The organism is Pseudooceanicola batsensis HTCC2597 (assembly GCF_000152725.1).
Classification (GTDB): Bacteria; Pseudomonadota; Alphaproteobacteria; order Rhodobacterales; family Rhodobacteraceae; genus Pseudooceanicola; species Pseudooceanicola batsensis.
The window spans coordinates 2,880,222-2,905,115 of record NZ_CH724131.1; the positions used below are offsets into that span (position 1 = coordinate 2,880,222).

The 24,894-nt window shown below is 66.9% G+C and carries 22 protein-coding genes; 11 read left to right on the forward strand and 11 right to left on the reverse strand.

All coding sequences use genetic code 11. From position 1 onward, the window contains the following. Positions 1-36: 36 nt before the first annotated feature. Positions 37-4,941 carry a hypothetical protein gene (locus OB2597_RS21070; protein ID WP_009806993.1) on the reverse strand — a complete coding sequence of 1,635 codons (4,905 nt, stop codon included), beginning with the start codon at positions 4,939-4,941 and terminating at the stop codon, positions 37-39. Between the two features lie 875 nt (positions 4,942-5,816). Here OB2597_RS21070 and OB2597_RS21075 point away from each other — a divergent pair. Both OB2597_RS21075 and OB2597_RS17765 read left to right on the forward strand, forming a co-directional pair. Continuing rightward, positions 5,817-6,392, forward strand: a complete 576-nt coding sequence (locus OB2597_RS21075) for a helix-turn-helix transcriptional regulator (RefSeq protein WP_238529731.1) — start codon at positions 5,817-5,819, stop codon at positions 6,390-6,392. Then, on the forward strand, positions 6,389-6,889 hold the full coding sequence (locus OB2597_RS17765; protein WP_009806995.1) for a hypothetical protein: 501 nt from the start codon (positions 6,389-6,391) through the stop codon (positions 6,887-6,889). Before OB2597_RS21075 ends, OB2597_RS17765 begins: the two co-directional genes overlap by 4 nt. Positions 6,890-6,963: 74 nt before the next feature. Here OB2597_RS17765 and OB2597_RS17770 read toward each other — a convergent pair whose 3' ends face one another. The 10 genes from OB2597_RS17770 to OB2597_RS17815 all read right to left on the reverse strand — a co-directional run bounded on the left by OB2597_RS17770 (position 6,964) and on the right by OB2597_RS17815 (position 16,396). Next, positions 6,964-7,404 (reverse strand): universal stress protein, encoded by a 441-nt coding sequence (locus OB2597_RS17770; RefSeq protein ID WP_009806996.1) that lies wholly within the window; start codon positions 7,402-7,404, stop codon positions 6,964-6,966. A gap of 16 nt (positions 7,405-7,420) precedes the next feature. Beyond that, positions 7,421-8,704: a TRAP transporter large permease gene (locus OB2597_RS17775; protein WP_009806997.1), complete on the reverse strand. Its 1,284-nt coding sequence runs from the start codon at positions 8,702-8,704 to the stop codon at positions 7,421-7,423. A gap of 4 nt (positions 8,705-8,708) precedes the next feature. After that, the gene (locus OB2597_RS17780; RefSeq protein WP_009806998.1) at positions 8,709-9,350 is read right to left on the reverse strand and encodes a TRAP transporter small permease; all 642 of its coding nucleotides are present in this window, start codon (positions 9,348-9,350) and stop codon (positions 8,709-8,711) included. A 74-nt stretch (positions 9,351-9,424) separates the two neighbouring features. Further along, positions 9,425-10,444: a TRAP transporter substrate-binding protein gene (locus OB2597_RS17785; protein ID WP_040609428.1), complete on the reverse strand. Its 1,020-nt coding sequence runs from the start codon at positions 10,442-10,444 to the stop codon at positions 9,425-9,427. Positions 10,445-10,553: 109 nt separating this feature from the next. Further along, a complete protein-coding gene (ehuR, locus tag OB2597_RS17790; protein WP_009807000.1) occupies positions 10,554-11,924 on the reverse strand; it encodes a MocR-like ectoine utilization transcription factor EhuR in 1,371 nt (456 codons plus the stop codon). Between the two features lie 111 nt (positions 11,925-12,035). Next, complete coding sequence (locus OB2597_RS17795) at positions 12,036-12,983, reverse strand: YihY/virulence factor BrkB family protein (protein WP_009807001.1); 948 nt, start codon at positions 12,981-12,983, stop codon at positions 12,036-12,038. Then, a complete protein-coding gene (locus tag OB2597_RS17800) occupies positions 12,980-14,161 on the reverse strand; it encodes a DUF3618 domain-containing protein (protein ID WP_009807002.1) in 1,182 nt (393 codons plus the stop codon). Before OB2597_RS17800 ends, OB2597_RS17795 begins: the two co-directional genes overlap by 4 nt. Continuing rightward, positions 14,154-14,561, reverse strand: coding sequence for a phage holin family protein (locus tag OB2597_RS17805; protein ID WP_009807003.1), 408 nt, complete (start codon positions 14,559-14,561; stop codon positions 14,154-14,156). Before OB2597_RS17805 ends, OB2597_RS17800 begins: the two co-directional genes overlap by 8 nt. Further along, a complete protein-coding gene (locus OB2597_RS17810) occupies positions 14,561-15,166 on the reverse strand; it encodes a hypothetical protein (RefSeq protein WP_009807004.1) in 606 nt (201 codons plus the stop codon). Before OB2597_RS17810 ends, OB2597_RS17805 begins: the two co-directional genes overlap by 1 nt. Before the next feature lie 573 nt (positions 15,167-15,739). Then, entirely contained in the window at positions 15,740-16,396 is a 657-nt protein-coding gene (locus OB2597_RS17815; protein ID WP_009807006.1) for a GntR family transcriptional regulator, read from the reverse strand. 156 nt (positions 16,397-16,552) lie between these two features. On the opposite strand from OB2597_RS17815, the gene OB2597_RS17820 reads away from it, so the two are divergent. The 9 genes from OB2597_RS17820 (at position 16,553) to OB2597_RS17860 (ending at position 24,863) form a co-directional block, all read left to right on the forward strand. Then, on the forward strand, positions 16,553-17,056 hold the full coding sequence (locus OB2597_RS17820) for a TRAP transporter small permease (protein WP_009807007.1): 504 nt from the start codon (positions 16,553-16,555) through the stop codon (positions 17,054-17,056). Next, the gene (locus OB2597_RS17825; RefSeq protein ID WP_009807008.1) at positions 17,053-18,339 is read left to right on the forward strand and encodes a TRAP transporter large permease; all 1,287 of its coding nucleotides are present in this window, start codon (positions 17,053-17,055) and stop codon (positions 18,337-18,339) included. The genes OB2597_RS17820 and OB2597_RS17825 overlap by 4 nt, the downstream gene beginning before the upstream one ends. A 17-nt stretch (positions 18,340-18,356) precedes the next feature. After that, entirely contained in the window at positions 18,357-19,370 is a 1,014-nt protein-coding gene (locus tag OB2597_RS17830; protein WP_009807009.1) for a DctP family TRAP transporter solute-binding subunit, read from the forward strand. A 20-nt stretch (positions 19,371-19,390) separates the two neighbouring features. After that, entirely contained in the window at positions 19,391-20,368 is a 978-nt protein-coding gene (locus tag OB2597_RS17835; protein ID WP_009807010.1) for a C-terminal binding protein, read from the forward strand. A 34-nt stretch (positions 20,369-20,402) separates the two neighbouring features. Then, positions 20,403-21,053: an RraA family protein gene (locus OB2597_RS17840; RefSeq protein WP_009807011.1), complete on the forward strand. Its 651-nt coding sequence runs from the start codon at positions 20,403-20,405 to the stop codon at positions 21,051-21,053. A gap of 27 nt (positions 21,054-21,080) precedes the next feature. After that, positions 21,081-21,998, forward strand: a complete 918-nt coding sequence (locus OB2597_RS17845; RefSeq protein ID WP_009807012.1) for a sugar kinase — start codon at positions 21,081-21,083, stop codon at positions 21,996-21,998. Continuing rightward, complete coding sequence (locus OB2597_RS17850) at positions 21,995-22,696, forward strand: SDR family NAD(P)-dependent oxidoreductase (RefSeq protein WP_009807013.1); 702 nt, start codon at positions 21,995-21,997, stop codon at positions 22,694-22,696. The genes OB2597_RS17845 and OB2597_RS17850 overlap by 4 nt, the downstream gene beginning before the upstream one ends. 11 nt (positions 22,697-22,707) lie before the next feature. Further along, positions 22,708-23,238, forward strand: coding sequence for a 2,4'-dihydroxyacetophenone dioxygenase family protein (locus tag OB2597_RS17855; RefSeq protein ID WP_238529732.1), 531 nt, complete (start codon positions 22,708-22,710; stop codon positions 23,236-23,238). 410 nt (positions 23,239-23,648) lie between these two features. Then, positions 23,649-24,863, forward strand: a complete 1,215-nt coding sequence (locus tag OB2597_RS17860) for an MFS transporter (RefSeq protein ID WP_009807016.1) — start codon at positions 23,649-23,651, stop codon at positions 24,861-24,863. Positions 24,864-24,894: the final 31 nt, after the last annotated feature.

The following is a 24,894-nucleotide window of genomic DNA, read 5'->3' on the forward strand; positions in this document are numbered from 1 at the left end:
CCGGCGGACCGGCCCCGATCGGTGTCGTTCTGCGGCTTACATGCCGTCGTCGTCCTCGCCGGTGTAGTTGGTGCTGAACGCACCGCCCACGACCGTCATGTCGACCGTGTTGCCAAGGACGTTGGCACCCATGACGATGTCCTGGTTGAACGCCGAGGTGGTGACTTGCGCCGCGGCCGAGGCATAGGCCTCGCCCTGGATGAAGCCGTCATCCCCGTTGCCCGACCCGAACGAGCCGCCGTTGTTGCCGCCCATGCCGCCGTCGCCGTTGGTGGCCGCGCCGCCGGCACCGCCGGTCGCCGTGCCGCCAGTGACCGCGCCGGACGTCGCCATGCCGCCTTCGGCATAGCCCGAGTCACCGCTGGTGCCCGTGGCTTCGCCGCCCATGGCCCCGGCACCCGACATCGCGGAGACATCTCCGGATACCGAGGTGTCGGACCCGGCCATGACGTCGTTGGCGACCGCGCCACCTGCACCGGTGTTCACCGAGGTGTCGTTGTCCGTCATGGATTCGGCGAGGGCTTCCGCCGCGATGTCCGACAGGCCGCCGTAACCTCCGTCACCGTCGGCGTACCCCGTTCCGGTGGAAGAGGACGACCCGTCGATGTCGGCCGTGGTTGCCCCGCTGGCACCGCTGGCGGCCGACGAGGTCGACGTGCCGTCGGCAGCCTGGTCCGTGGTCGAGGACGCATCCGCATCCGCGCTTCCGGTCGAGGCTTCGGCGTGGCCCATGCCGTCGCCCGAGGCGTCGGCATCGTTCAAGGCATCGGCCGCGCCGCTGGCGCCGCCGGTACCCGAGAGCGAGCCGGTGCCCGTCGCCGACGAGTCGTCGTCGGTGGACGAGGTCTGCGTACCGCCTTCCCCGGTGGTGCCGGTGTTGGCGGCATCACCCGTCACATCGGTGTCGAGCATGCCCGTCGATATGGTGTTGGCTCCGCTCGCGCCGGACTGGTTGTCCGAGCTTGCATTGCCCGCCGCATCGGCGTCGTTGTCCGACATGCCCGCCGCACCGGCTCCGCTGGTTCCGGTGACCGTACCGTCGGCGCTGGCCGAGGCATCGTCATCGGTTCCGACCGTTCCGCCGGACGCGTTGCCCGTGGTGGCGTCGTTGGCCGCCTCGGACTGCAGGTCGTTGTCGGCCATGCCGCCGTCGCCCGAGGCTGCGCCTCCGGCCCCGGATGCCGCATCGCCCATGAGGTCGGACGTCTGCGTGGCGTCGTTGTCGGCCATGCCGGCGCCGCCTGCTCCGGATTCGGAGTCGGTGGAGCCGGTGGCCGTTCCGGATGCGTCGTCGTCGGTGGATGCCGTGCCAGCCGCACCGGCACCGCCGGTTCCGTCTGCCATCGCATCACCCGACACATCGTTGTCGACCATGCCCGAGTCGCCGCTGGCTGCTCCGCCTGCGCCGGACGTCGCCGTCGACTGGCTGTCGCCCGTCGCGTCATTGTCCGCCGAACCGGAGGTGGCGCCGCCTGCACCGGAAGCGGTGCTGTTGGTGCCCGTCGCGGTCGAGGTGGCGTCGTCGTCGGTTGCAGCGTCACCCGCTGCGCCCATGCCGCCGTCGCCGCTGCTGGCAACATCCCCGGTCAGGTCGATGTCGGCCATGCCGCCATCAGCCGTTCCGGAACCGCCTGCCGCACCTGTGCTGGTGTTGCTGGCGTCGCCATCGGCCGTACCGTCGATGTCGGCCATTCCTTGGCCGCCCGCTCCGGATTCGGAGTCGGTCGAAGCCGTCCCGGTTCCGGTCGCGGTATCGGTGGCGTCCGCGTCGGTCATGCCGGTCGCACCGCCATCGCCCGACGCCGTGGCATCGCCCGAGGCGTTCTGCGTGCCGGTCCCGCCGGTCGCGCTGCCTGCGCCACCCGCGCCGGACATGCCGGAGTTGGTCGCGTCACCGCCGGCGGTTCCGGTCGCGTCCGACGTGCCCGCCGCACCAGCGCCGGATTCGGAGTCGGTCGAGGCCGTTCCGGTTCCCGTCGCCGTGTCGGAGTTGGTCGCGTCGCCGCGTCCGCCCGCACCGCCATTGCCGCTCGCTGCTGCGTCGGTGGTGGTGTCCTGGTCGATGGAGCCGGTGGTCCCGGTGGCCGCGCCACCCGTGCCGCCCGTGCCGGTTGCGGTGCCGTTGGCATTGCTGGCACCGGAGGCTTCGCCGGAGGTTGCCGTACCGGCACCTCCCGCACCGCCCGTGGCATCGTCGGCGACGGCCACGTCGACGTCGAGCTGGGCACCTTCGCCCGCACCGCCGCCTTCGGTCTCTGCCTCGCTTTCGGCGTCGCCGCCGCCACCACCGCCTGCACCGGCACCAGAGGCGCCCATGGCACCGCTGTAGCCGTCGACGTCGGTGTCGACCTCTCCTGAATCGCCGGCCTCTGCATCGGCCGTCGGGCCGGCTCCGGTCAGACCAAGGGCCCCGGCGCCGTTCTCGGCGTCCCCGGCCTGGCCGCCGTCGCCTTCGGCCGTGCCTTCGGCTTCGGCATCGACCTCGCCATCGACGTCACCGTCGATGTCGCCGCCGTTGCCGCCGTCCGCTTCGGACCGGGCGTCGACGTCCGCGTCGCCTTCGGCATCGGCATCGACCTCGCCGGAGTCTCCGGCTTCGGCTTCGGCCGTGGATTCGAAGTCGGTGTCGGCATCGCCGTCAGCTTCGTTCTCGGCATCGCCGGCGTCGCCGCCTTCCGCCTCGATCTCGCTTGCGGCTTCTGTATCGACGTCGCCGTCGACGTCGCCGTCGATGTCGCCGGCATTGCCGCCTTCGACGTCGGAGTCGGCATCGACCTCGGCATCGCCTTCGGCCGCGCCCTCGACATCACCCGACTCTCCGCCATCGGCTTCCGAGTCGGATTCGGCTGCGACGTCGTTTTCGCCATCGGCTTCGTTTTCGGCATCGCCACCATTGCCACCTTCGGCATCGGCGTCGCTGTCCGTTTCGGCGTCGGACTGGGCTTCGAAGTCGCTGTCGGCCTCGCCGGTGTCGCCACCTTCGCTGTCGACCTCACCGTCGCTTTGGGCGTCGGCCTCGGAGCGGGAGTCGACCTCGCCGGAGTCTCCGGCCTCGAGCTCGTTCTCGCTCTCGGCATCACCCTCGGCGTCGCCCTCGGCTTCTGCGTCGACATCGCCGCCGTTGCCGCCATCGGCGTCTGCGTCGCTGTCGGTCTCGGCATCGATCCTGCCTTCGACGTCGCCGTCGATGTCGCCACCGTTGCCGCCGTCGGCGTCGCCGTCGGTCTCGGCATCCATCTCGGCCGTGCCTTCGACATCGGCATCACCGGTGTCGCCTGCCTCGATGTCATTCTCGGTCTCGGCATCGCCCATGGCCAGCGAACCGGCCAGTTGACCGACTTCGCCGGTGTCGCCGCCTTCGCTTTCGGCGTGGCTGTCGGTTTCGGCGTCTGCCTCGCCCTCGACGTCGCCTTCGACATCGCCGCCGTCGCCGCCTTCGGAGTCACCGTCGGCGTCGGACCTGGCGTCGGCCTCGACATCGGTGTCGATGTCGCCGGTGTCGCCGCTGTCGCCTTCGGCATCGGCCTCGGCCGTGCCTTCGACTTCCGCGTCGGCCTCCTGGTCGATGTCACCGCCGTTGCCGGCTTCGCCTTCGGCGTGGCTGTCGGTCTCCGACTCGGTCGTGACCTCGACGTCGCCGTCCGTGTCGCCGGCATCGCCGGACTCGGCGTCCGCGTCGGATTCGCTGAAGCCCAGTCCAAGGCCGTTGCCTTCGCTGTGCGCTTCGCCGCTGTCACCGCCATCCGCATCGGTTTCGGTGTCGGAAGTGGCTTCGGAGTCCTGGTCGGATTCAGAGGTGGCTTCGCCGGTGTCGCCGCCGTCGACGTCGCTGTCGACTTCGGAATCGCTGTCGGCTTCAACCGTGTTCTCGGAATCCGCGTCGCCTCCGTCGCCGCCTCGGCCTTCGACGTCGCTTTCCGTCATGGCCTCGGAGTCGCCATCGTTTTCGGAGTCGTTGTCGCCGCCATCGCCGCCATCGCCGTCGGCTTCGACATCGACCTGGGCACCGTCGCCTTCGTTGCCTTCGGCCTCGACCTCGCCGCTGTCGCCGCCGTCACCGGATTCGACATCGACCTCGCCGGTGTCGCCGCTGTCGCCGCCCTTGGCAGAGGCGTCGCCGCCTTCGGTCTCGTCCGTCTCGGCGTCGCCGCCTTCGGACCTGGCATCGCTGCCGCCCGCCGCACCGTCCGAGCTGACGCTGATGCCGTCACCCGAAGTGGCCTCGCCGCCATGGGCGTTTCCGGACTGCGAGAAATCGCCGTCGTTGACGACCCTGGCTTCCTCCAGTGTGTCGTTGTCTTCCAGAACGATGTTCTGCGGCACGACGAACCCGGAGTCGTTGCCTTCCCCGCTCAGCGAGTTGTTCAGCAGATTGTCGACCGCGAAGTCGTGGCCCGGATCATAATCGACGTCGCCCTCGGACATGATGAAGTCGCTGACTTCCGAGCCTTCGAGGTCGAAATCGCCGAAGTCGTCATCGCTTGGCTCGTAGCCTTCGAGCGAAAGATCCACGTCGACGTCCACGTCGCTGGTGTTCTCGACGTTGGACACCGCGTCGGACGTGCTGTCGGAAGAGCTTTCGCTTCCGCTGTCGCTGTCGCTGGAGGCCTCGCCGTTCGCGGTCGCCTCGGTGTCGGCGGTGTTGCCGTTCGTGTTGGTGTTTTCGGCCGACTGGGTGCTGGTGTTCGAGTTCGAGTTGTCGTTCGACCCGGAGGTCGTGCTCGTGGCCTCCGTCGTGTTGGTGTTGTAGTTCTCGTTCGTGGTCGTCGTGTCGGTCGTGGTTGTGGTGTCTGTTTCGCTCTCGTTGTGATCCTTGTTGATATTGAGATTGCCGTTGCCGTTGAGATTGGCATCCAGCTCGACATCAACGTCCTTATCGACCTCGACCCCGTCGTCGAGATCGGTCAGTCCGATCAGGTTGTTTCTGATATCCTTAGCCATTTTTCACTCTCATTTTCTGATGTGAAAGCATCGGAGCGCAGCGCAGCTCTTCTAAAAAGCGCTTATCGTCTGATGCTTGGGGGATAGTCTTGTGTCATCTTGTCGGCTGCCCGATTGAGGGGCCGAACAATGACGGCGACGTCAAATTCCTTTGACGAAATACCTCCCTTCTATAATTCTTCCGACTGCTTAAATTCCAAGACGGGACCGGCCCGGCAAAAGCCGGATGCCCAAAAGATCATTCGGGAGCGGACCCGCCCGATCTGTTCAATCGGTGGTTTCGTTCGCCGGTCGCCGAGAAATGGCGCCGATGAATTCATGATTTACCGATTAACAGATCCTAACAGCCCGGCAATTCGGCTAAATGCGGCGGTTGTCGGCTAAATATATGTTTTTGTTGAAGTTTTTTCTCAGGTCGGGGCGTCGGCAGGATTTCGACCTAGCCATTCGATCTATGTCCATTAACCCTATGGATATGTCTCATCCGGTTATTCTCCGGAAAAGATGTTTACCAGTTTACATCGTTATTAACCTCTCGATAACTTGATATCCGGCGGACCGGTTTTGAGTTACCTTATAGACCTGACGCGAATTTGAACTAACTTGTGGATCTATTGATGTGACGATATCGGGATCGTCCCGATTTCGTATTTAAGTCAATCAGTTGCTTTCCGGGGGGTGGCATTATGGATAGTCTTGCAGCACGTGGATCATCGTGGCCTGCGTCGGGTGAAGACGCGGTTGCCGGGTCGGTGATCTTCGTCGGAAGCCCGATTTTTTTCTCAGACAGCATTCTGCGGTTCGTGCACGGCGAACTGGGTGGCGTGCGAGCGCTCCGGGTCCCTGGCGTGCGCGCCCTGAAGGAGTTGACCTCCGTGGATGGAGTTCCGCAGGTCTGCGTCCTGGAGGAGCGCATGGTGGACGAGCCGGATTTCGAGCTGGACGCCGTTTCGCTCGCCTGCGGTGGCGGGATGATCGCGCTGGCCTATTACCATCCGGAAATCGCGCGGCGCCTGCTGGCGCGCCCGCGGGAGGCGGGGCCGGGGCAAATCGGGTTCGTGCCGCTCGGGGCGCAGATGGACGTGTGGCTGGCCGCGTTGCGGATGCAGCTTTGCGGAGAGCGGTTCGTGCCGAGCGAACTGCTGGATTCGCTCCAACCCGAGAACGAGGGCGGGCAGACCCGGCTGCCCCCCGATGCCCTGGGGGGCGTCCGCCCGCGCCTGGACGACGCCGCAGGACTGACCGGCCGCGAACTTCAGGTTCTGGAACTCGTGTCGGCGGGCAAGCAGAACAAGTCCATCGCCAACGACCTCGGATTGTCGGAACACACGGTGAAGCTCCATATCCACCACGTCCTCGCCAAGCTGAACGTGCGAAACCGGACCGGCGCGACGACCTGGTTCCTGCAGAACCGCGAGCGGCTTCCTGCGCCGGGTTGGATCGACGTGTGACGCCGGGCGCGACGACCGAGCCGTTCGATGACCTCCTGGTTCTGATCGGGCGCCTTACCTACGTCTGGACGAATACCGAGAGCCTGCTGATCCACCTGATCGCGGGGCTGTCGCGGACGGACAAGGAAACCGCGACGGTGATCTTCCTGACCCTCAACACGACAAGGGCGCGGGTCGACCTGGTGGAGCGTCTGGCCAAGCTGGACCGGACCCCCGATGCCGAGCGAAAGCGCGTGCTCGACCTGACGCACGAATTCTCGAAGCTGGCGGCGCTGCGCAATCACTACGCGCACAGCATCTATTCCTTCGACGAGGAAAAAGGCGAAGTGCGCACCATCATGATGCGCATCGCGGACAGAAAGCAGGATATCCGCGTCGGCAAGACCCGTGCCATTGACGCCGAAGCCATCGCCGAGATCGAGGACAACATCGCCCGGATCGCATCGCTCAACATGCGGTTCTGGGGGATTATCCGGGCGTTTTCCTACCCCGTGTGATTCGGGTCTCCACCGTCGCCGGCAGGATGGGTGTTGGGGTCGGCCTTACCCGATGAAACAGCGGCGCAGGTGGATCAGACCAGCAGAACCGGGATTCGCGCCAGCCCCGTCACCTTGTGCGACACGCTGCCCAGCAGGTAGCCTTCCATCGAGCCCATGCCCCGGCTGCCCATCACGATCAGGTCCATTCCCCGGTCTTCCGAGAACTTGATGATGGTGCGCGCGGCCGGCCCCGATTTCACGAAGGCCTGTACCCGGTCAAAGCCGGCCTCCAGCGCGATGTTCTTTCCGAACTCCACCACCTCGCGCGCATGGCCGCGCATCGCATCGTCCATGTTGCCCGGGTCGTTCGGGCGGACCATCGACAGCGACGCCTCGAGCATCGAATGGTGGCGATACACCGTCAGCAGCGTGACCTTTGCGCCCTCTCCCAGCTTGGACAGGTCCAGCGCATAGCGCAGGGCCGAGGTCGCGCTTGGCGAGCCGTCGAACGGCACGAGGATCGAGGTGAACATACCGGCCTCCCTTGTCTTACCGGAACGCGAGGTCGCGCAGGAACAGCGCGATCTGCGGGAAGAATATCAGGGCGCAGGCCACCGCCAGCAGGATCACGATGAAGGGCGGCGTGCCGCGCACCACCTCGACGTAGGGCCGCTTGAAGACCGCGATCGCGGTGAAGATGTCGCATCCGAAAGGTGGCGTGGCGGACCCGATGGCGACCTGAAGGGTGATGATCGTCCCGACCAGAACGGGGTCGAGGCCGACCGAATCCACCACCGGCGCGAAGATCGGCACGAGGATCAGGATCACCACGATCGGGTCCACGAACATGCAGCCGACGAAGAAGGCGATGGAGATGACGAAGAGCACGCCGATCTGGCCCATCTCGTCGATGCCGATGGAGCCGAGGATCTGCTGCGGGATCTGCGCGAAGGAGATCACCCATGAGAACGCAGCGCCCACACCCACCAGGATGAAGACCACCGCCGTGATCAGCCCTGTGGATTTCGCGGTGTCGTAGACGCCCTTGAGGCTGAGCGAGCGGAAGATCACGACCTCGAGGAGCAGTGCGTAGAGCACGCAGGCGGCGGCCGCCTCGGTCGGGCTGAAGATGCCGCCGTAGATGCCGCCGATGATGATGACGGGAAAGCCGAGCGGCCAGAGCGCCTTCTGCACCGCCGAGACACGCTCGCGCCAGCTCGCCTTCGGCTCGGTCGGGACCTTGTTCCGTACTGCGTAGATCCAGGAATAGATCGAGAAGAGCACCAGGATCAGAAGCCCCGGCCCGATGCCGGCGATGAAGAGCTCGGCGATCGAGGTGTTCGAGACGACGCCGTAGATGATCATGCCGATGGACGGCGGGATCAGGAACGCGATGTCCGAGGAGTTCACGATCAGCGCCAGCACGAAGCTGTCCTTGTAGCCGGCCTTGAGCATCCGTGGCCGCAGCGGAGAGCCCACGGCCACCACCGTTGCCTGGGTCGAGCCCGAGACCGCGCCGAACATGGTACAGGCGGCCGCGGTCGAGACGGCGAGCCCGCCTTTCATGTGACCCACGAAGCTCATCACGAGGTCGATCAGCCGGTTCGCCGACTGGCCGCGCGTCATGATGTCGGCGGCGAAGATGAACATCGGCACGGCGATGAGAGAGGCGGGGCGTATCCCCGCCATGATCTGCTGGATCATCGTCTCGAGCTGCGACACGCCGCCGAACAGCGTCACGAAGCCGATGACCGAGGCCGCGATCAGCGGGATCATCATCGGAAAGCCGGCGAGCAGCAGCAGGATCATCACGGAAAACAGCGGCAGGGCCATTGTGTCAGACCTCCATCTCGTCGTCGTCATACCCTTCGAGCACGGCGGTCGAGAGGTAGATGTCCTTGGCCAGCAGGTTCTGCACTCCGGTCAGGAGGTACTGCAGGCCGGTCATGAAAAAGCCGAGCGGGACCCACACCAGCGTGATCCAGACGGGGATCTGCAGCGACGGCAGCACGCGGCCCCGTCCGGCCTGTGTGAGGATGTAGGTGAAGGCGTAGTACGCCAGCACGAACATGAAGGCGCAGGTGACGAAACAGATCACCACCATCAGTACCTTGCGGGTGCGCGACGACAGCGCGTCGTAAATCGCAGACATGCGGATGTGGCGTCCGTAGCGCGCGGCATAGCTGATGCCTGCGAAGGTGATCATGATGATCAGAATGCGGTTGAGCTCTTCCGAGAAGAAGATGGAGCTCTGAAAGACGAAGCGCCCGATGACGTTGGCCACCGTGTTCGCCGCCATGAGCAGGACCCCGACCGCCAGAACGAGGGATTCGATCCGGCTGATGACAATGTCGATGGTCCCGAGAAAGCCGGGAAGGTTGGATGTGTAAGGCCCCGTCGGGGCATCGTCGAGACCGGTGGTGTCGGTCTGGGATTGCAGCTGCGAGTCGTGTCCGCCGCCAGCGTCCTTGTCGGTCAATGCCCCGTCCCCGTGCTGATTTGAAAAGCAAGAGCGGGCGGCCCCGTGCCTGACGGGACCGCCCCGGACCCTGGTCAGTCGGTGACCGCGTCGAGATCGGCCTTCAGCTGATCGAGGATACGCTGGCCGCCGTCGCCGGTCATCTCGAGGAAGGTTGCCTCGACCTGTTCGCCCGCGTCCACGAAGGGCTGGCGCTCTTCTTCGCTGAGCACGTTGACCTGCATGTCGGGCTTGGCCGCCGTGATCTTCTCGATGCTCTCGTCGTGGAGGCCCTTCTGATAGTCGATGATGTGGTCGAAGGCGACTTCGGTCGCATTCTGGATCACCTGCTGGTCGTCCTCGGACAGACCGTCATAGAAGTCCTTGTTGGCCATCACCGCGGTGGTGAAGTTGTTGTGGCCCGCGCAGGTGATGACCTCGGTCACTTCGTACATCTTGGTCGACTCGATGAAGAACATCGGGTTTTCCTGGCCCTGGATGATGCCGGTCTGCAGCGCACCGTAGACCTCGCCCCACGGCAGCGGCGTCGGCGTGGCGCCGAAGGACTTGTAGCTTTCCACCAGCAGCGGGTTCGTCATCACCCGGAACTTCACCTCGTTCAGGTCCTCGGGGGACGAGACAGGCTCCTGCGTGGTCATGCAGACCTCGCCCTCGGGGAACATGGTGAGCAGTTCCAGCCCCTGCTCGGCGTAGAGCTCGGGGAACATCTCGTTGATGGCCTTTGAGGTGCGGAAGAATTCCCCGAGCGTCTCGGTGTCCTGCGGCAGCAGGTAGGGCACGAAAAAGACCTGCGCCTCGGGAATCAGCGACCCGGTGAAGCCCGGGCTCTGGTCCACGAACTGCAGGATGCCGGCCTGCGCCTGTTCCATGGTGTCGGCGGATTCGCCTAGCGTTCCATAGGGAAAGAGCTGGACGGTGTGATCGGAATTGGCCTCGACCTCTTCCTTGAACTTCTGGGCGAAGACGCCCTGCACCTCGTCGATGGCTTCCTCGAAGGCGTAGCGCCAGGTCTCGGCGTTTGCGCCGCTGGCAGCGAGGGTGAGCGTGCTGGTGGCCGCAACGGCCGTCAGGATGCGTGTAAATCTGCGCGTCATGGCGATCTCCCTGATTTTGAACAAAGTTTTTCTAAAGCTGGGGCGCATTGTCCAGCATGTCAAATCGAATATTGTCGCAGGACAATTTGGCGGGCTGGATCCCTATTCTTCAGCGCGGCATTTTCGCCAGTTCCGCCAGCAGGTTGGCAGCAGAGCGGAAGGCGGGGTCATCCGGAACGCCGCCGGTGGAAATCCGGACGGCGTCCACCCGGTCCGACGGGTTGGCGAGGAAATTCGGACCCGGCGCGACATCGATGTCGAGCAGCCGCGCCTCGGCCACGAAATCCGCGCAGCGCCAGCCGCCCGGCAGCGTCAGCCAGGCATGCAGGGCCGAGGGGTGGCCGACCCAGTCGCAGCCGGCGAAAGCTTCGGCCAGGACCGCGTGCCGCCCGGCAAGGGCCCCGCGCTGCCAATTGGCCAGCGCGGACGCGGTTCCGTCCTCCACCCAGGCGGCGGCGATGTCGGCCAGCAGCGGCGTCGCGCTCCAGCTCAGAGCGATCATCCGGGCGAGGATCGCCGGTCGCAGTTTGAGCGGCGCGACGAGATAGCCGGTGCGCAGCCCCGGCATGACCGCCTTTGTAAAAGTCGACAGGTGGATCACCCGGTCCGGCATCAGGGCCGCGAACGGCAGGGGCGGATCGAGGGCGAGCGGTGCATGCGCATCGTTCTCGATCACAGTCAGATCGTGCCTCCGAAGCACCTCGGCAAGCGCGCGCCGACGGTCCTCGGGCATGATGCGCGGCACCGGCCCGGACAGCGTCGGCAGGGTCACCACCGCCCGCGCCCCCTCCTGCGCGCAAGCGGCGGCAAGGCTCCGGGGCAGCATGCCGTCCGAATCCCCGTCGACCGGGATGAGGCGCAGCCCGAAATATGCGCAGAGCGATACGATCGTATGATGCGTGATCCGGTCCGCCAGCACCACATCGCCCGGCCGGGTCGCCGCCGAAAGCGCCAGGGCGAGGCCATGGGCAGCGCCGTTCGTCACCGCCACCCGATCTGGCGTGGCGGGCACGCCGCACCATTCCAGCCATGTCGACCCGGCCTGCCGGTGCGCGGTCTGGCCGAGGTTCGGGCGGCTGGAAAGGAAGACGGAGGAATCCGCCAGGGCCGCACGGTCGCGCAGGGCCTGCCGCATCAACCGGTCGTGGCGCGGGTCGAACAGCGGGCGCGAGATGGCGAGGTCCAGCAGGCCGTCTTCCGGCGGGCGCACCGCGTAGGGCGGATCGCTCCCGGCCTCCGGATCGACGACGAAAGTTCCGCGCCCGACCTGCGCGCCAATCAGGTTCTGCTGGCGCAGCCGGTCGAAGGCCTTGCTGACCGTGTGGATGCTGAGGCCCAGCTGCGCCGCCACGGCCCGATGCGTCGGCAACCGCTCGCCCCGCGCGATGCGTCCGGTCAGGATCGCCTTCTCGATCGCGGAGGCGAGGCTGAGGTAGAGCGGCTCGGTCAGAGTTTCGCGCGGGGGCAATTGGATCGGCATGGGGACTGGGTTACGGCGGGGCTAGAGCCGCCCGATACAATCGACCGTATTCCTGCCTGTCAATCGGCAGGGCGCGGCAGGGAAGGATCTGTCTCCGCAATGCAAACCTGTTTATCCTTCGAAGGTGTCGGCCTTTACGGCGCCGCGATGTCCCAGCGGCATCGACGCGCCAACCGTCGAATCGACGCGGGTCTGGGCTTCCGCTTCTGCATTGAGCTCTGCACCCAACAGGATGACATACGCCGAAATCCACAGCCACATCAGCAGGATGACCACGCCGGCCAGCGTTCCGAACGTTTCCTGGTAACTGCCGAAATTCTGCACGTAGATGGCGAAGGCGGCTGATGCGCCGATCCACAGCAGGGTGGCCAGCACCGCCCCTGGCACCAGCCACGACCAGGTGGCGTCCTTGCGGTCGGGCGCCACACGGTAGAGCACCGTGATCCCCGCGACCGTCATTGCCAGAAGTGCGATCCACCGGGCGAGGCCGATCAGCAATTCGGTCGTCGCGCCGAGGTTGATCAGGCTCAGGATCGACGGCAGGACGATGGTCGCGCCCAGCCCGGCCACCATCCCGAAGACCAGGAACAGCGTCAGGCCCAGCCGGGTCAGCGTCAGACGGACAAAGCCGCGCGTTTCGGTTTCGTCATAGGCGATGTTGATGCCTTCCATCAGGCTGCCGACACCCTTTGACGCGGCCCATATGGCGAGGGCGAAGCCGAGGATCGCCGCAAGCCCGAGACCGCCGTCCTGGCTGCCGGTCACGGCGACGGCCTGGTCGATGATGATGTCCGCCGCGGCCTCCGGCACGAATTGGGAAATCGACTCGATCTGAGCCGTCACCTGAGAGGCGTCGAAGGTCAGTCCGGCGAGGGCCATCAGCGCCGTGATCGCGGGAAAGAGCGCCAGCAGACCGTAGAAGGCGACGCCGGCACCGATCAGGCCGATGTGGTCCCGACCCATCTCGGCCCAGACGCGCAGCAGGATATCCTTCCATCCCGCGGCGGGGATGGCGCGCGGTGTGCGCGCCATCTGCCCGGTATCGGGCGAGTCCATCATTTCTCGGGTTTCCCGAGCTTCTGGGCCTTGGCTTCGTCGCGGGTTTCGTCCTGGACCGACTTCACGCCCTCCTTGACCTCGTCCGCCACGTGTTCGACGGCCGACTTGTCGCCCGGGGCGGCGGCGTCGGCTTTGCCGCGCGCGTCCTGAAGCGCCTCCTGACCGGCCTCGGCCGCCCGCCCGGCGACTTTCGTCAACTTGCGACGTTCCGATTCGAAAATCCGCTCTGCCCGGTCGTAGGCCTCATCCGAGCGGGAGCCGAAATAGTCGTCCTCCTGCTTGGTGCGGGGCAGCGCTCCGGCCAGCAACGCGCCGGCCGCCAGGGCCAGCCCGCCTGCGAGCAGCGGGTTCTCCTGGAAGAAGTCTGAGGCCATGTCGCCGCCCTGGCGGGCGCGGCGCGCGGCAGAACGGCGAGCCTTCACCGCAGCCCAACGGGCGGCGATGATGCGTTCGCGCGCCTCGTCGCCCAGATCCTCGGTGCCACGCGCCAGGCGGTCGCGGATGCGACGGGCGCGTTCGGCTGTCGCGGCCTGCGCATCCCTGGCGCTGTCGCGGACCGAACCCGCACCCGAGGCGGCACGATCGCGCAGATTGCCGGCGGTGCCCTTTGCACGATCGCCGGCGGCCGAGACGCCGGCCGCGGTCGAATGCGCCGCCTGGGACATGCGGTCCTTCATCGACGGGCCGCTCGACTCGTCGTGATGGGGATAGTCGTCCCAATCGTCATCATCCGCATAGATCCAGTGGTCGGACGCGGTGTCCGAGCGCGCGCCGGCGGGGGCATAGGGATGATGCGTGGCATCCTGCCCGGCGGTTCCCGCAGCGTAAGGCGGATAGGTGTTGGGGGACCGGTCGTGGGTGACGGGCCGCTTCGGCGCATCCACGTCCGCCACGGACCTGCGCAGCTTGTCGGCACCCGGTGTTTCGTCCCAGGACTTTCCGCTCATCAGCCATGCCAGGCCCACACCCGTCAGGGCGAGAGCGACCGGGTTGCGCTTGACCGAGGCGCTGATGGCCGTGCCGATGTCGCCGCCATGTTCGAACAGGCCCCGGCTCACCTCGCGCATGATGCGGTCGGGCGAGATACGGTCCTGCAGCTCGTCCATCGTGTCCTTCAGGTCCGAGCGCTCGCGTTCGATGTCGCGCTCGATTTCGTCGGGAGATCTGGTATCAGACATCGTTGCTGTCTCCTGTGAAGGTGCGCGCGTCGCGCTTGAGATTTTCTGCGGTGCGGCTCGGGGCGAGGCTCGACAGCTTGAGATCGTTCGTGCCCTTGTTCACCAGGATGGCCGCGATGACCCCCAGCACGACACCGACGATGAGCGCGGACCAGCCCGCGGGTATGCCGGCTTCGGTCAGGCCCGACACGACGGCGGCGGACAGGACGTTGAGCGCGGTCAGAGCGATCACGACCGCCGCGATCAGAAGTCCGACGGCGGTGGCTGCACGGCGCAGGTTCTGGTCGATTTCCGACCGCGCCAGATCCACTTCGCCCCGGACGAGCGAGGAGACATGGGTCATCGCCTCGCTCAGGAGAGAGCCGGTGCTCTCGGTACGGGTGTGTTCAGTTCCGCTCATCACGTCTCTCCTTTGGTTGTGCGGACGCCCGGGGCCGGATGGCTCGCGGCGCCGGCCGGGCTTGTCGTGGAGGGTGCCGGGGTCGGAGGCGTTGCCGGAGCGTCCCGCTGCGTGATGTGCCGGCCGACCTCTTCGTCGTGGTCGTCGGTATCCCAGTAGCTCCGCAGGTCGACCGAGCGTTCGCGATCACGGCGCGACGCCTTGGCAAGCCGCGTCCCGGCGAATCCCAGCAGCGCAGCACCGGCGAGAAAGCCCATGGGGTTGTTGCGGGCGTAGCCCGAGACGTCGTCCACCAATTCACCAAGGTCCTTGTTCCGGACGGTGCCGGAAAGATCGGCGAGCGTATCGGCCATGTAGCCGAGCGTCCGTTCCTGGGGCGAGCCGTTCCGCAACTCCTGTGCGGCCGTCCGCAGAGCCTGGCCCATGTCGGAAATCTCGTCCGCCACTCCGGATTTGCCGGCTTCGGCCTGCGACGAGACTTCTTCGCTCACCCGGTCCTTGGCGCTTTTCACGGCGTCCTTGCCGTCCTGCGCCAGCCGCTCGGCGGTATCCTGCGCGGTGTCGGCGCTGTCGCGCCCTGTGCCAGTGTCGTCTTGATGTGTCATGAAGAATCCCTCTGTCGAAGTGGTCACGCGATGAAGTTCAGTAGCGCGACGATGATGACCAGTAGGCCGACCAAATAGATGATTGCGTGCATGAAGGTCTCCTCGCTCTGCTCACATAGGGACAGACGCTCAAGCCGGGCGTTCGGTTCCTCCGGCCGGAAGATCGGTACCGGCGCCGGGCCGCGCGCGACCGCACCGGGAGACCCCGAAACGAGGTTTGACCGGCGGCCCGGAAGCCACCGCGCAGCACCGCCCCCGCCCGCGGGCGACGGTGTCCCGTCCGCGCGATCTGACCGTGCGTTCGGGTCCGGACGATTTGCCTTGAAGGACCGGAGGCGGTCCCTCGGTCGCGCGCGGTCCGTCGGGGCGTTCGCGGACCGCGCGGTCGGGTGGGGATGCGACCCGGCTGCGCGACGTCTACCCGCGAAGATGCACTGGCAATCGACCGGGCGGCCTCGTGAAGCGCGTTCATTGATCCCGGCGGCAAAGCCGGTTCTCTGGCCGTTGCGGCGGTGAAGGCCGGCGCCTGACTTCAGGATCGGGCGTATCGGCGGCGCGTCCGTCCGGGGCGGTTTACTTGGATGCGGGGATGTTCCAGTAGCTGCCTTCCTTGCGACCGATGTGGCTGACCAGCATCTTGGTCGCGGCGGGCAGGTCTCCGGCCTCTAGCAGTTCGATCAGGCGACGGTGTTCGTCAAAGCTCTTGCGCATGTGGTCGGGGTGGTCGCCCAGCTTGTTTCGCAGGACGCTCATCTTCGCGGCGATCGTCATGTAGGCGTCGAGCATGAAAGGATTGCGGGACGCGGTCAGGATGGCCTCGTGGTACTCGGCGTCGAGGCGCAGGTATTCCGCCGTCGCATCCTCCCGGCGGGCGCGGGACATCTCGACCAGGATCCGGCGCAGGGCCGCGATCAGATCGGCGCGGGCGCGCTCGAACGCGGTGCGGAGCGCGCCGGTCTCAAGACAGACGCGGGTGTCGCAGATATCCTGCAACTCGCGATTGCCCATCGTCAGCACAAAGGTGCCGCGCTGCGGACGGGATTCGACCAGCCCCTCGAGTTCAAGGCGCGCGAAAGCCTCGCGGACGGGGGTGCGGCTGACCTCCAGCCGGGTCGCGATCCGGGTCTCCGACAGCATCTCGCCCATCTCCAGCTGCCCGGTGACGATTTCGGCCTTCAGACCTTCGAAAACTAGTTCGGTCAGGGACTTGGGGCGCTCGATGCGGTTCATGCGACTGTCTTTCCGGCTCTCTGCCCCGTGAATAGCACGGCCATTGCGGAAATTCCATGGCACTCAGTATGCCAGATACAGTTTGACATACTGTATGCCAGTGTGGCTTGATCGGCGGCGAGGCCGCGGCAAGGGCTGCGGTCGCAGGGAGGGGACATGGACGCGTTCGACCGTTATCTCACGGCCTTGAACAAGGTGCTGGTCGCGCTGCTTCTGGCGGCGACCTTCGCCGTCGTCATCGTCAACGTGGTGCTGCGCTACGGTTTCGGCAGCTCCTTCGCCTGGGGCGACGAGGTGGCGCGTTTCCTGATGATCGCGGGCGCTTTCTTCGGCGCGGGCATCGCGCTGCGCGAGGGGCGGCTGGTCGCGATCACCGCGCTTCAGGACGTGCTTCCGGGCACGGCGCGCAAGGGCCTGCGTGCGGGTATCGCGGTCCTGATGCTGGCCTTCATGGGCGCGCTGGTCTGGTACGGCGCGGCCTTTGCCCAGTTCGGCTGGAACAAGGAAACCATGGCCACGCAGATCCCGCGCGGCGTGGCATATCTGGCCATTCCCGTGGGCGCGGGGCTGTTCATCCTTCACCTGCTGCTGTTCCTGCGCAGCTTCGTGCGCGGCGACTTTCAGGACCCCGTCAGCCTGGCCGAGGAGGGTGCGGAATGACCACGGCGCTCTTCCTGCTGTTCTTCGGCTGCCTGATCCTCGGCGTGCCCGTCGCGCTGACGATGGGCGTGGCAGGCCTCGGGGCGATCCTGATCGACGGCTCGCTCACGCCGATGCTGGCGACGCAGCAGATATTCGGCGGGATCAATTCCTTTCCACTGATGGCGGTCCCGTTCTTCATCCTCGCCTCGGAACTGATGACCGCCTTCGGGCTGACGCAGTCGCTCCTGCGGCTGGCCAACGACCTTGTCGGCCACATCCGCGGCGGGGTGGGGCACGTGAACGTGCTGGTCTCGATGTTCTTCGCGGGGATCAGCGGCTCGGCCCTGGCGGATGCGGCGGGGCCCTCGGCCATCGTGATGAAGATGATGCGCGAGGCGGGCTATGAAAAGAACTATGCCGGCGCGCTCTCGGCGGCGACGGCGACGATCGGTCCGATCATCCCGCCTTCGATCCTGATGGTGGTCTACGCGATCTCGGACAGCAACGTGACCGTCGCGGGTCTGTTCCTCGCCGGCATCCTGCCGGGCATACTGATGGGGCTGGCGCTTGCGGCGGTGAACCACTTCGTCTCGGTCAGGCACGACTACCGCGGGCGCGAGCATCGCGCGACCACCGGCGAACTCGGCCGCTCGGCCGTCGTGGCGATCCCGGCGCTGCTGATGCCCCTGCTGATCCTGGGCGGAATCCTCGGCGGGGTCTTCACCCCGACCGAAGCGGGCGCCGTCGCGACAGCCTATGCGCTGCTGCTCGGGGTGGTGAGCCGCAAGGCCGGCTGGAGGCGCTTGTACGCGGTCTTCGTGAATGCGGCGCTGACGACATCCTCGGTCCTGCTGATCGTCGCGATGGCCTCGATCTTCGCCTGGCTGCTGGCCTACCTGCAGGTCCCGCAGGAACTGGCCGCGATCCTCGGCGGGCTGACCGACAACCCGACGCTGGTGCTGATCCTGCTCGCCGTCTTCTCGCTGCTCTGCGGACTGTTCCTCGACACGCTGCCGGCGCTGATCATCCTGACGCCGATCCTCGCCCCCATCGCCCACCAGTTCGGTATCGACCCGCGCCAGTTCGCGATGATGCTCGTGCTGAACCTCGCCATCGGCATGATCACACCGCCGATCGGACCCGTTCTTTTCGTCATTTCGACCGTGGGACGCCTGCGCCTCGAGGCGCTGTCCCGTGCCGTTCTGCCGCTTCTGGCGGCGGAGCTGGCGGTGCTGCTCGTGGTCATCTTCGTGCCCTCGGTAAGCACCGCCATTCCGGAGTTCTTCGGATACAGCAACTGATTCAGGGAGGAAAACCAATGCTGTACAAAACCCTACTGGCCACCACCGCGGCCGCGACCGCCCTTGCCGGCGCCGTTCAGGCGCAGGACAAGGTGCTGAAATACGCCCATTTCCAGTCGGCCGACATGAGTTCGCCCAAACATGCCGCGGCGCTCGCCTTCGAGAGCTGCGTCGAGGGCAAGACCTCGGACGCGATCGACGTCCAGATCTTCCCGGCCAGCCAGCTGGGAGACGGCCCCACGGTCATGGAAGGGCTGGAACTGGGGACGATCCAGATGGGCGTCGTGCATGACGGTCCGATCTCGGGCACCTACAAGCCGTTCTCGGTTCTGGCGATGCCCTACATCTTCGACGACCAGGCCATGGCGTGGTCGGTCATGGACGGAGAGTTCGGCGATGCGCTCTTCGAGGACATGCGCGATCAGACCGGCATTCGCGTTTTCGGCGTGGCCGACAACGGCGTGCGCAACTTCACCAATTCGGTCCGGCCTGTCTCGCAGCCCTCGGACATGGAGGGGATGAAGATGCGCGTGATGACCGCGCCCGTGTGGGTGAACCTTGTCGAGAGCCTCGGCGCCTCGGCGACCCCGGTCCCCTGGCCCGAGCTTCCCGGCGCGCTGCAACAGGGCGTCGTGGACGGTCAGGAGAACGGGGTGACCAACATCCTCAACGCCTCGCTCTACCAGCACCAGAAATACGTGTCTCTCGATGGGCACGTCTTCTCGTGGCACGCCTACATGATGAACGAGGACTTCTACCAGGGCCTCAGCGGCGATCAGCAGACGGCCGTCGACCAGTGCGTCGACATCGCGGTCACCATCCACCGCGGCATGACCGCGGCACAGGATGCCAACGCGGCCACGATCCTGTCCGAGAAGGGTCTCGAGGTCACCCCGGTCTCGCCCGAGAACAAGGCCAAGTTCCGCGAGGCGGCGCAGCCCGCCGTGCGCGACTATATCGTCGGCGAGATCGGCGAGGACTGGCCCGACCGGCTGGACGATGCCGTTCAGGCCTATCGCGACCAGTACTGAGAAGAGCCGGGGTTGCTGCCATGACAAAGGTCGTTGCCGTTCTCGAACCGGGCTACGCCGACTACGCGACCGAAAGGGCGCTGTTGGCGGAGCACGGGGTCGAGGTGGTCGCCGTGCCCGAGTCCGAGGCGGCGGCTCCGGCGCTCGCGCGTCTTGATCCGGTCGCGGTGCTGCTGCGCGAACGGCCTTTCGGGGCCGGGGAAATCGCGGCGGCACCCGGCCTCCGGGGGGTGGTGCGCTATGGCGTTGGGGTCGACAACATCGACCTGGCCGCGGCGCGCGAGGCCGGCATCTACGTGGCCAACGTCCCCGACTACGGCGCCGAGCACGAGGTCAGCGACCACGCCGTGGCGCTCTACCTCGCCGTCAACCGCCGCATCCCCGCGCGCGACGCCGAGGTGCGCTCGGGGGGCTGGGGCGTGGGGCAGGCCGCCATGATCCCCGGCCGCCGCGCGGCGGTCCTGGGGCTCGTGGGCTACGGCCGCATCGCCCGGGCCGCCGCCGCGAAATTCCGGGCCCTGGGGTTTGTCCGCGTGCTGGCCCATGATCCTGGCGTCCCCGACGCGGAGCTGCGCCGCGAAGGCGTGACCCCCGCCGATCCCGACACGATCTGCCGCGAGGCGGACGTGATCAGCCTGCACGCGCCTCTCGTGGCCGGGACGCACCATATCATCGACGCGCGACGTATCGCGCTGATGAAACCCACCACAATCCTCGTCAACGTCGCCCGCGGCGGGCTGGTTGACGAGCCGGCCCTGGCCGCCGCCCTCGCAGAGGGGCGGATTTTCGGCGCCGGCATCGACGTCTTCGAAGACGAACCACCGGCCCCGGCGGCAAACCCGCTGTTCGAGGCCCCGAACACCGTGCTCACCGATCACGGCGCCTGGTACTCCGAAGCCTCCGTCGAGCGCTTGCAGACGCTCGCCGCGCAGGAGGTGGCCCGCGTTCTGGCCGGGCAGCCGCCCGAGAACTGGGTGAACCGGTGGCCCACGCGATGACCTGTGAAAATTCCGATCCCAGAAAGGACAGACAATGACCCTCGACCAACTCATCGCCGGTTTCCGCGAAACCGCCATCGCGTCCTGCGCCGACGCGATGGACCAGATCGCCGGGCGCCGCGGCTACCTGGCTCATGCGATCAAGCCGCGCATCAACGACAAGAAGATCGTCGGCCCGGCTGTCACCGTGCTGGAAGAGGCGACGGAGGAATCGCATCCGCCGACCCACGCGATCGAGCTGATCGACAGTTCCGAGGCCGGCTCGGTGATCGTCATCTCGATCGATGGCGAAGCCGATGTCGCGGTCTGGGGCGGCCTGATGACCGCCGGCGCCGTCGCCAACAAGCTCGAGGCGGCCGTGCTGGACGGGGCGGTGCGCGACATCACCGAGATCAGACGCGACTATGACTTTCCGGTCTATGCCCGTTCGGCGTCCCCCGGAACGACCGTGGGCCGCTACAAGACCGTGGCCGCCAACGTGCCGGTCAAGCTGGACGGGATCGAGGTGAACCCCGGCGACATCATGGTGGGCGACGTGGACGGCATCGTCGTGATCCCGCGCGACCACGCCGAAGAGGTCCTGAAGATGGCGCGCGAGATCGACGAACGCGAGGCCGAGCAGGCGCGGCTCATCACCGAGGCCGGCTCGCTCCAGGAGGGGCTGGCGAAATACGGCCGCATCTGAGGCCCCGACACGCGCGAGGAGGCGGACATGGATATTCTCTGTTTCGGCGAACCCATGCTGGAGTTCAACGAACAGCCCGACGGCCGCTTCCTGGCGGGCCACGGGGGCGATACCTCGAACTGCGCGGTCGCCGCGCGCCGCTCGGGCGCGCGGGTCGGCGTGCTGACGCATCTCGGCGCGGACGCCGCCGGCGACAGTTTCATGCGGCTGTGGAAGGACGAGGGCATCGAGACGGGCGCGGTCCGGCGCAATGCGGAGGCGCATACCGGCGTCTATTTCATCACCCACGGGCCGGACGGGCACAGCTTCAGCTATCTGCGCAAGGATTCGGCCGCCAGCCGGATCCGGCCTGCTGACATCGACCCGCAGGTGATCGCGCAGGCCGGGGTGCTGCACGTCTCGGGCATCACGCAGGCGATCTCGGACAGTTCCTGCGACGCGGTCTTCGCCGCGATGGAGGCCGCGAGAGAGGCGGGCGTGCAGGTGTCCTTCGATACGAACCTGCGCCTCAAGCTCTGGCCGTTGGCGCGCGCCCGCGCGGTGATCCACGCGGCGATGGAAATGGCGGATATCGCCCTGCCGGGGCTCGAGGATGCCGAGGTGCTGACCGGTCTTTCGGATCCCGACGCCATCGCGGATTTCTACCTCGGCCTCGGAGCGGGCGTGGTCGCCCTGACGCTCGGGGCGGAGGGCACGCTGGTGGCCACCGGTGAGCGGCGCGACCGCGTCGCGGCGTTTCCCGTCGAGGCCGTGGACGCGACGGCGGCCGGCGACACCTTCGACGGCGCCTTCCTTGCCGAGCTGCGGGCGGGCCGGGATCCCTTCGCGGCGGCCCGCTATGCCAATGCGGCGGCCGCCCTCTCCACCCGGGGCTACGGGGCCGTCGCGCCGATGCCGAAGCGCGAGGCCGTCGAGGCCTTCCTGAACGAAAGGACGGCACCATGAAACATGCGCTCGTGACCGGCGGCACCAGCGGCATCGGACGCGGGGTGGTCGAGGCGCTGCTGGACGAAGGATGGCAGGTGACGGCCACCGGTCTCACCGAAGCCGAGGCCGCCGACGCCGAAGAGGCCGAGGGGTTGCGCAACGCGGCGCTGGACGTCACCGACGACGCATCCGTGACCGACCTGCTGGGCGATCTGCCCCGGCTGGACGGGCTGGTGAACTGCGCCGGCATCCTGCGGCGCGGCGAGGAATACGAGATGGCGGTCTTCGAACAGGTCATCGCGGTGAATCTCCTGGGCACCATGCGGGTCTGTCTTGCCGCCCGCGACAAGCTGCGCGCGGCAGGGGGCACGATCGTCAACACCGCCTCGATGCTGTCCTTCTTCGGCGGTCCCCTCGTGCCGGGTTATTCGGCCTCGAAGGGCGGGGTGGCGCAGCTGACGAAATCGCTCGCCGCGAAATGGGCCGAGGAGGGCATACGCGTGAACGCCGTCGCGCCGGGCTGGATCGAGACACGGATGACCGAGGGGCTGCGCAGCGACGCCACCCGTGAAAGCGGCATCCTCGGGCGCACCCCCCAGGGCCGATGGGGCCGTCCGCGCGAGGTCGGCAACGTGGTCGCCATGCTGCTGGATCCGCGCTGCAGCTTCGTCACCGGATCGGTCGTGCCGGTCGACGGCGGCTATTCGGCAGTATGAAGGAGAACATGATGAGCAAGACAGACGAGACCCGCGACGAGGCTCTGATGCCCTATCAGAAGCCGTTCCCCGCGGACGCCCTGGACGAGATCGTGGTCCCGCAGGCCGTGCCGCAGGACGATCGCATCTGGGTGCCTCAGGCCCCCAACGTCTGGTTCCGCCCGCTCTGCCTGAACCGGTCGCAGGGATATTGGGTCAACCTTCTCAAGGTCCGCAAATCCGGCGTTCTGTCGCGCCACCGGCACCCGAACACCGTGCATGGCTATGTGATCCGGGGAAAGTGGTATTATCTCGAACACGACTGGGTCGCCGAAGAGGGCGGCTATGTCATGGAGCCGCCGGGCGAGACGCATACGCTGGTGGTCCCCGAGGACGTCGAGGAGATGATCACGCTCTTCCAGGTGAACGGCGTCATGTCCTACGTCGACCCCTGGGGCGAGCCGGTCGGGTACGAGGACGTCTTCACCAAGATCGACATGTGCCGCGCGCACTACGCCGAGGTCGGCCTGGGCGAGGACTACGTTCAGCAGTTCATCCGGTGATGGCAGGGGCCCGGGCCGCATGGCCGCGGCGCTCACGGCGGGTATGGCCCGCGGATCGGGGCGGCTGAGCGGCCGGTCGTCCCGACCCCGCACGGATGCGCCGCATGGCGCGGCGAGCGGCTCCTCCCGGAGGGACCGCCGAGGGCCGTGCCGCGCCCTTCATCCTGTTGATGTGGTTGGTCGACGCGGTGCAGAGAAACGACCGCCCGCCGGTCGCGAAATTCAGCGCCGGTGCAACCGGCGGCTCGCCGCCCGAGTAGTCGGCGGCGCGGCACTCAGCGTGCTGTCCGGCCGTCTCGCGGGCTCCTGACTTCCGCGCCTCCTTGCCGTTGCCACCAGCGGACGCATCGGCGCTTTTGCGCATCGCTTTTGGTCTTGCCGGGATCGCAGGCCGCCCATAGCGTCCGCGCATGGGTGACGGGGACGTTCTGGACAGCGGTTATTCCTGGCGGAGGCTCGCGCTTTCGCTCGCCCTATCGATTGTCGGCAACGTCGGCATGTGGGCCGTCATCCTGGTCCTGCCTTCGGTACAGGCCGAGTTCGGCCTCGACCGCGCCGATTCCACGCTGCCCTACACCCTGACGATGGCCGGGTTCGCCCTCGGCAACGGGTTGATCGGCCGCGCGGTGGACCGATACGGCATCACGCAGGCGCTGATCGGTGCCGGCATCCTGCAGGGGGCCGGGTTCCTCGTCGCGGCCGTGTTCCCGGGGTTCCTGGCCGTCACGGTCCTGCATCTCTTCATCGGCTTCGGCGCCGCGGCCTGCTTCGCGCCGCTGATCGCCGACGTCTCGCTCTGGTTTCTCCGGCGGCGCGGGATCGCCGTGGCGCTGATCGCCTCGGGGAACTACCTTTCCGGCGCGCTCTGGCCGCTGCTTCTGTCGGGCGTGATCGCCGGCGGGGGATGGCGGGCGGCCTATTCGGTTCTGGGCGTGGCCGTTCTGGCCGTGGTCATTCCCGGCGCGTTCCTGCTGCGCCGCCGCCTGCCGGATCTGGCCGTGGCGCAGTCGGACCGCATGAGCCTTGCGCGGGCGCGGTCCTCGGGCTTCTCGCCGCTGGCCCTGACCGTGATGCTGGGGCTGGCTGGTATCGGATGCTGCGTCGCGATGTCGATGCCGCAGGTCCATATCGTCGCCTTCTGCGTCGACCTCGGCTACGGGCCGGCGGTCGGCGGGCAGATGCTGTCGCTGATGCTGCTGGGCGGCGTCGCGTCGCGCATCCTGTCGGGGCTTCTGGCCGACCGGATCGGAGGGGTGCGCACCCTTCTGATCGGCTCGACCCTCCAGACCATGGCGCTGGTGCTCTACCTGCCCTCCGGCGGCCTGACGTCGCTCTATCTGGTCTCGGCGGTCTTCGGTCTATCGCAGGGGGGGATCGTGCCGAGCTACGCGGTGATCGTACGGGAATACCTGCCGGCCCGCGAGGCGGGCGCCCGTGTCGGCCTGGTGATCATGACGACGATCGTCGGCATGGCGCTCGGCGGCTGGATGGCGGGCTGGATCTACGATGTTTCGGGCAGCTATTTCCTGGCCTTCGTCAACGGCATTGCCTGGAACCTTCTGAACATCGGTATCATGCTGCTGATCCTGGCGCGGACCCGCCGGGCCGGCGCGCTGGCGGCGTAGTCCGCGCCCCGGCATCCTCGGCTCCGATCCG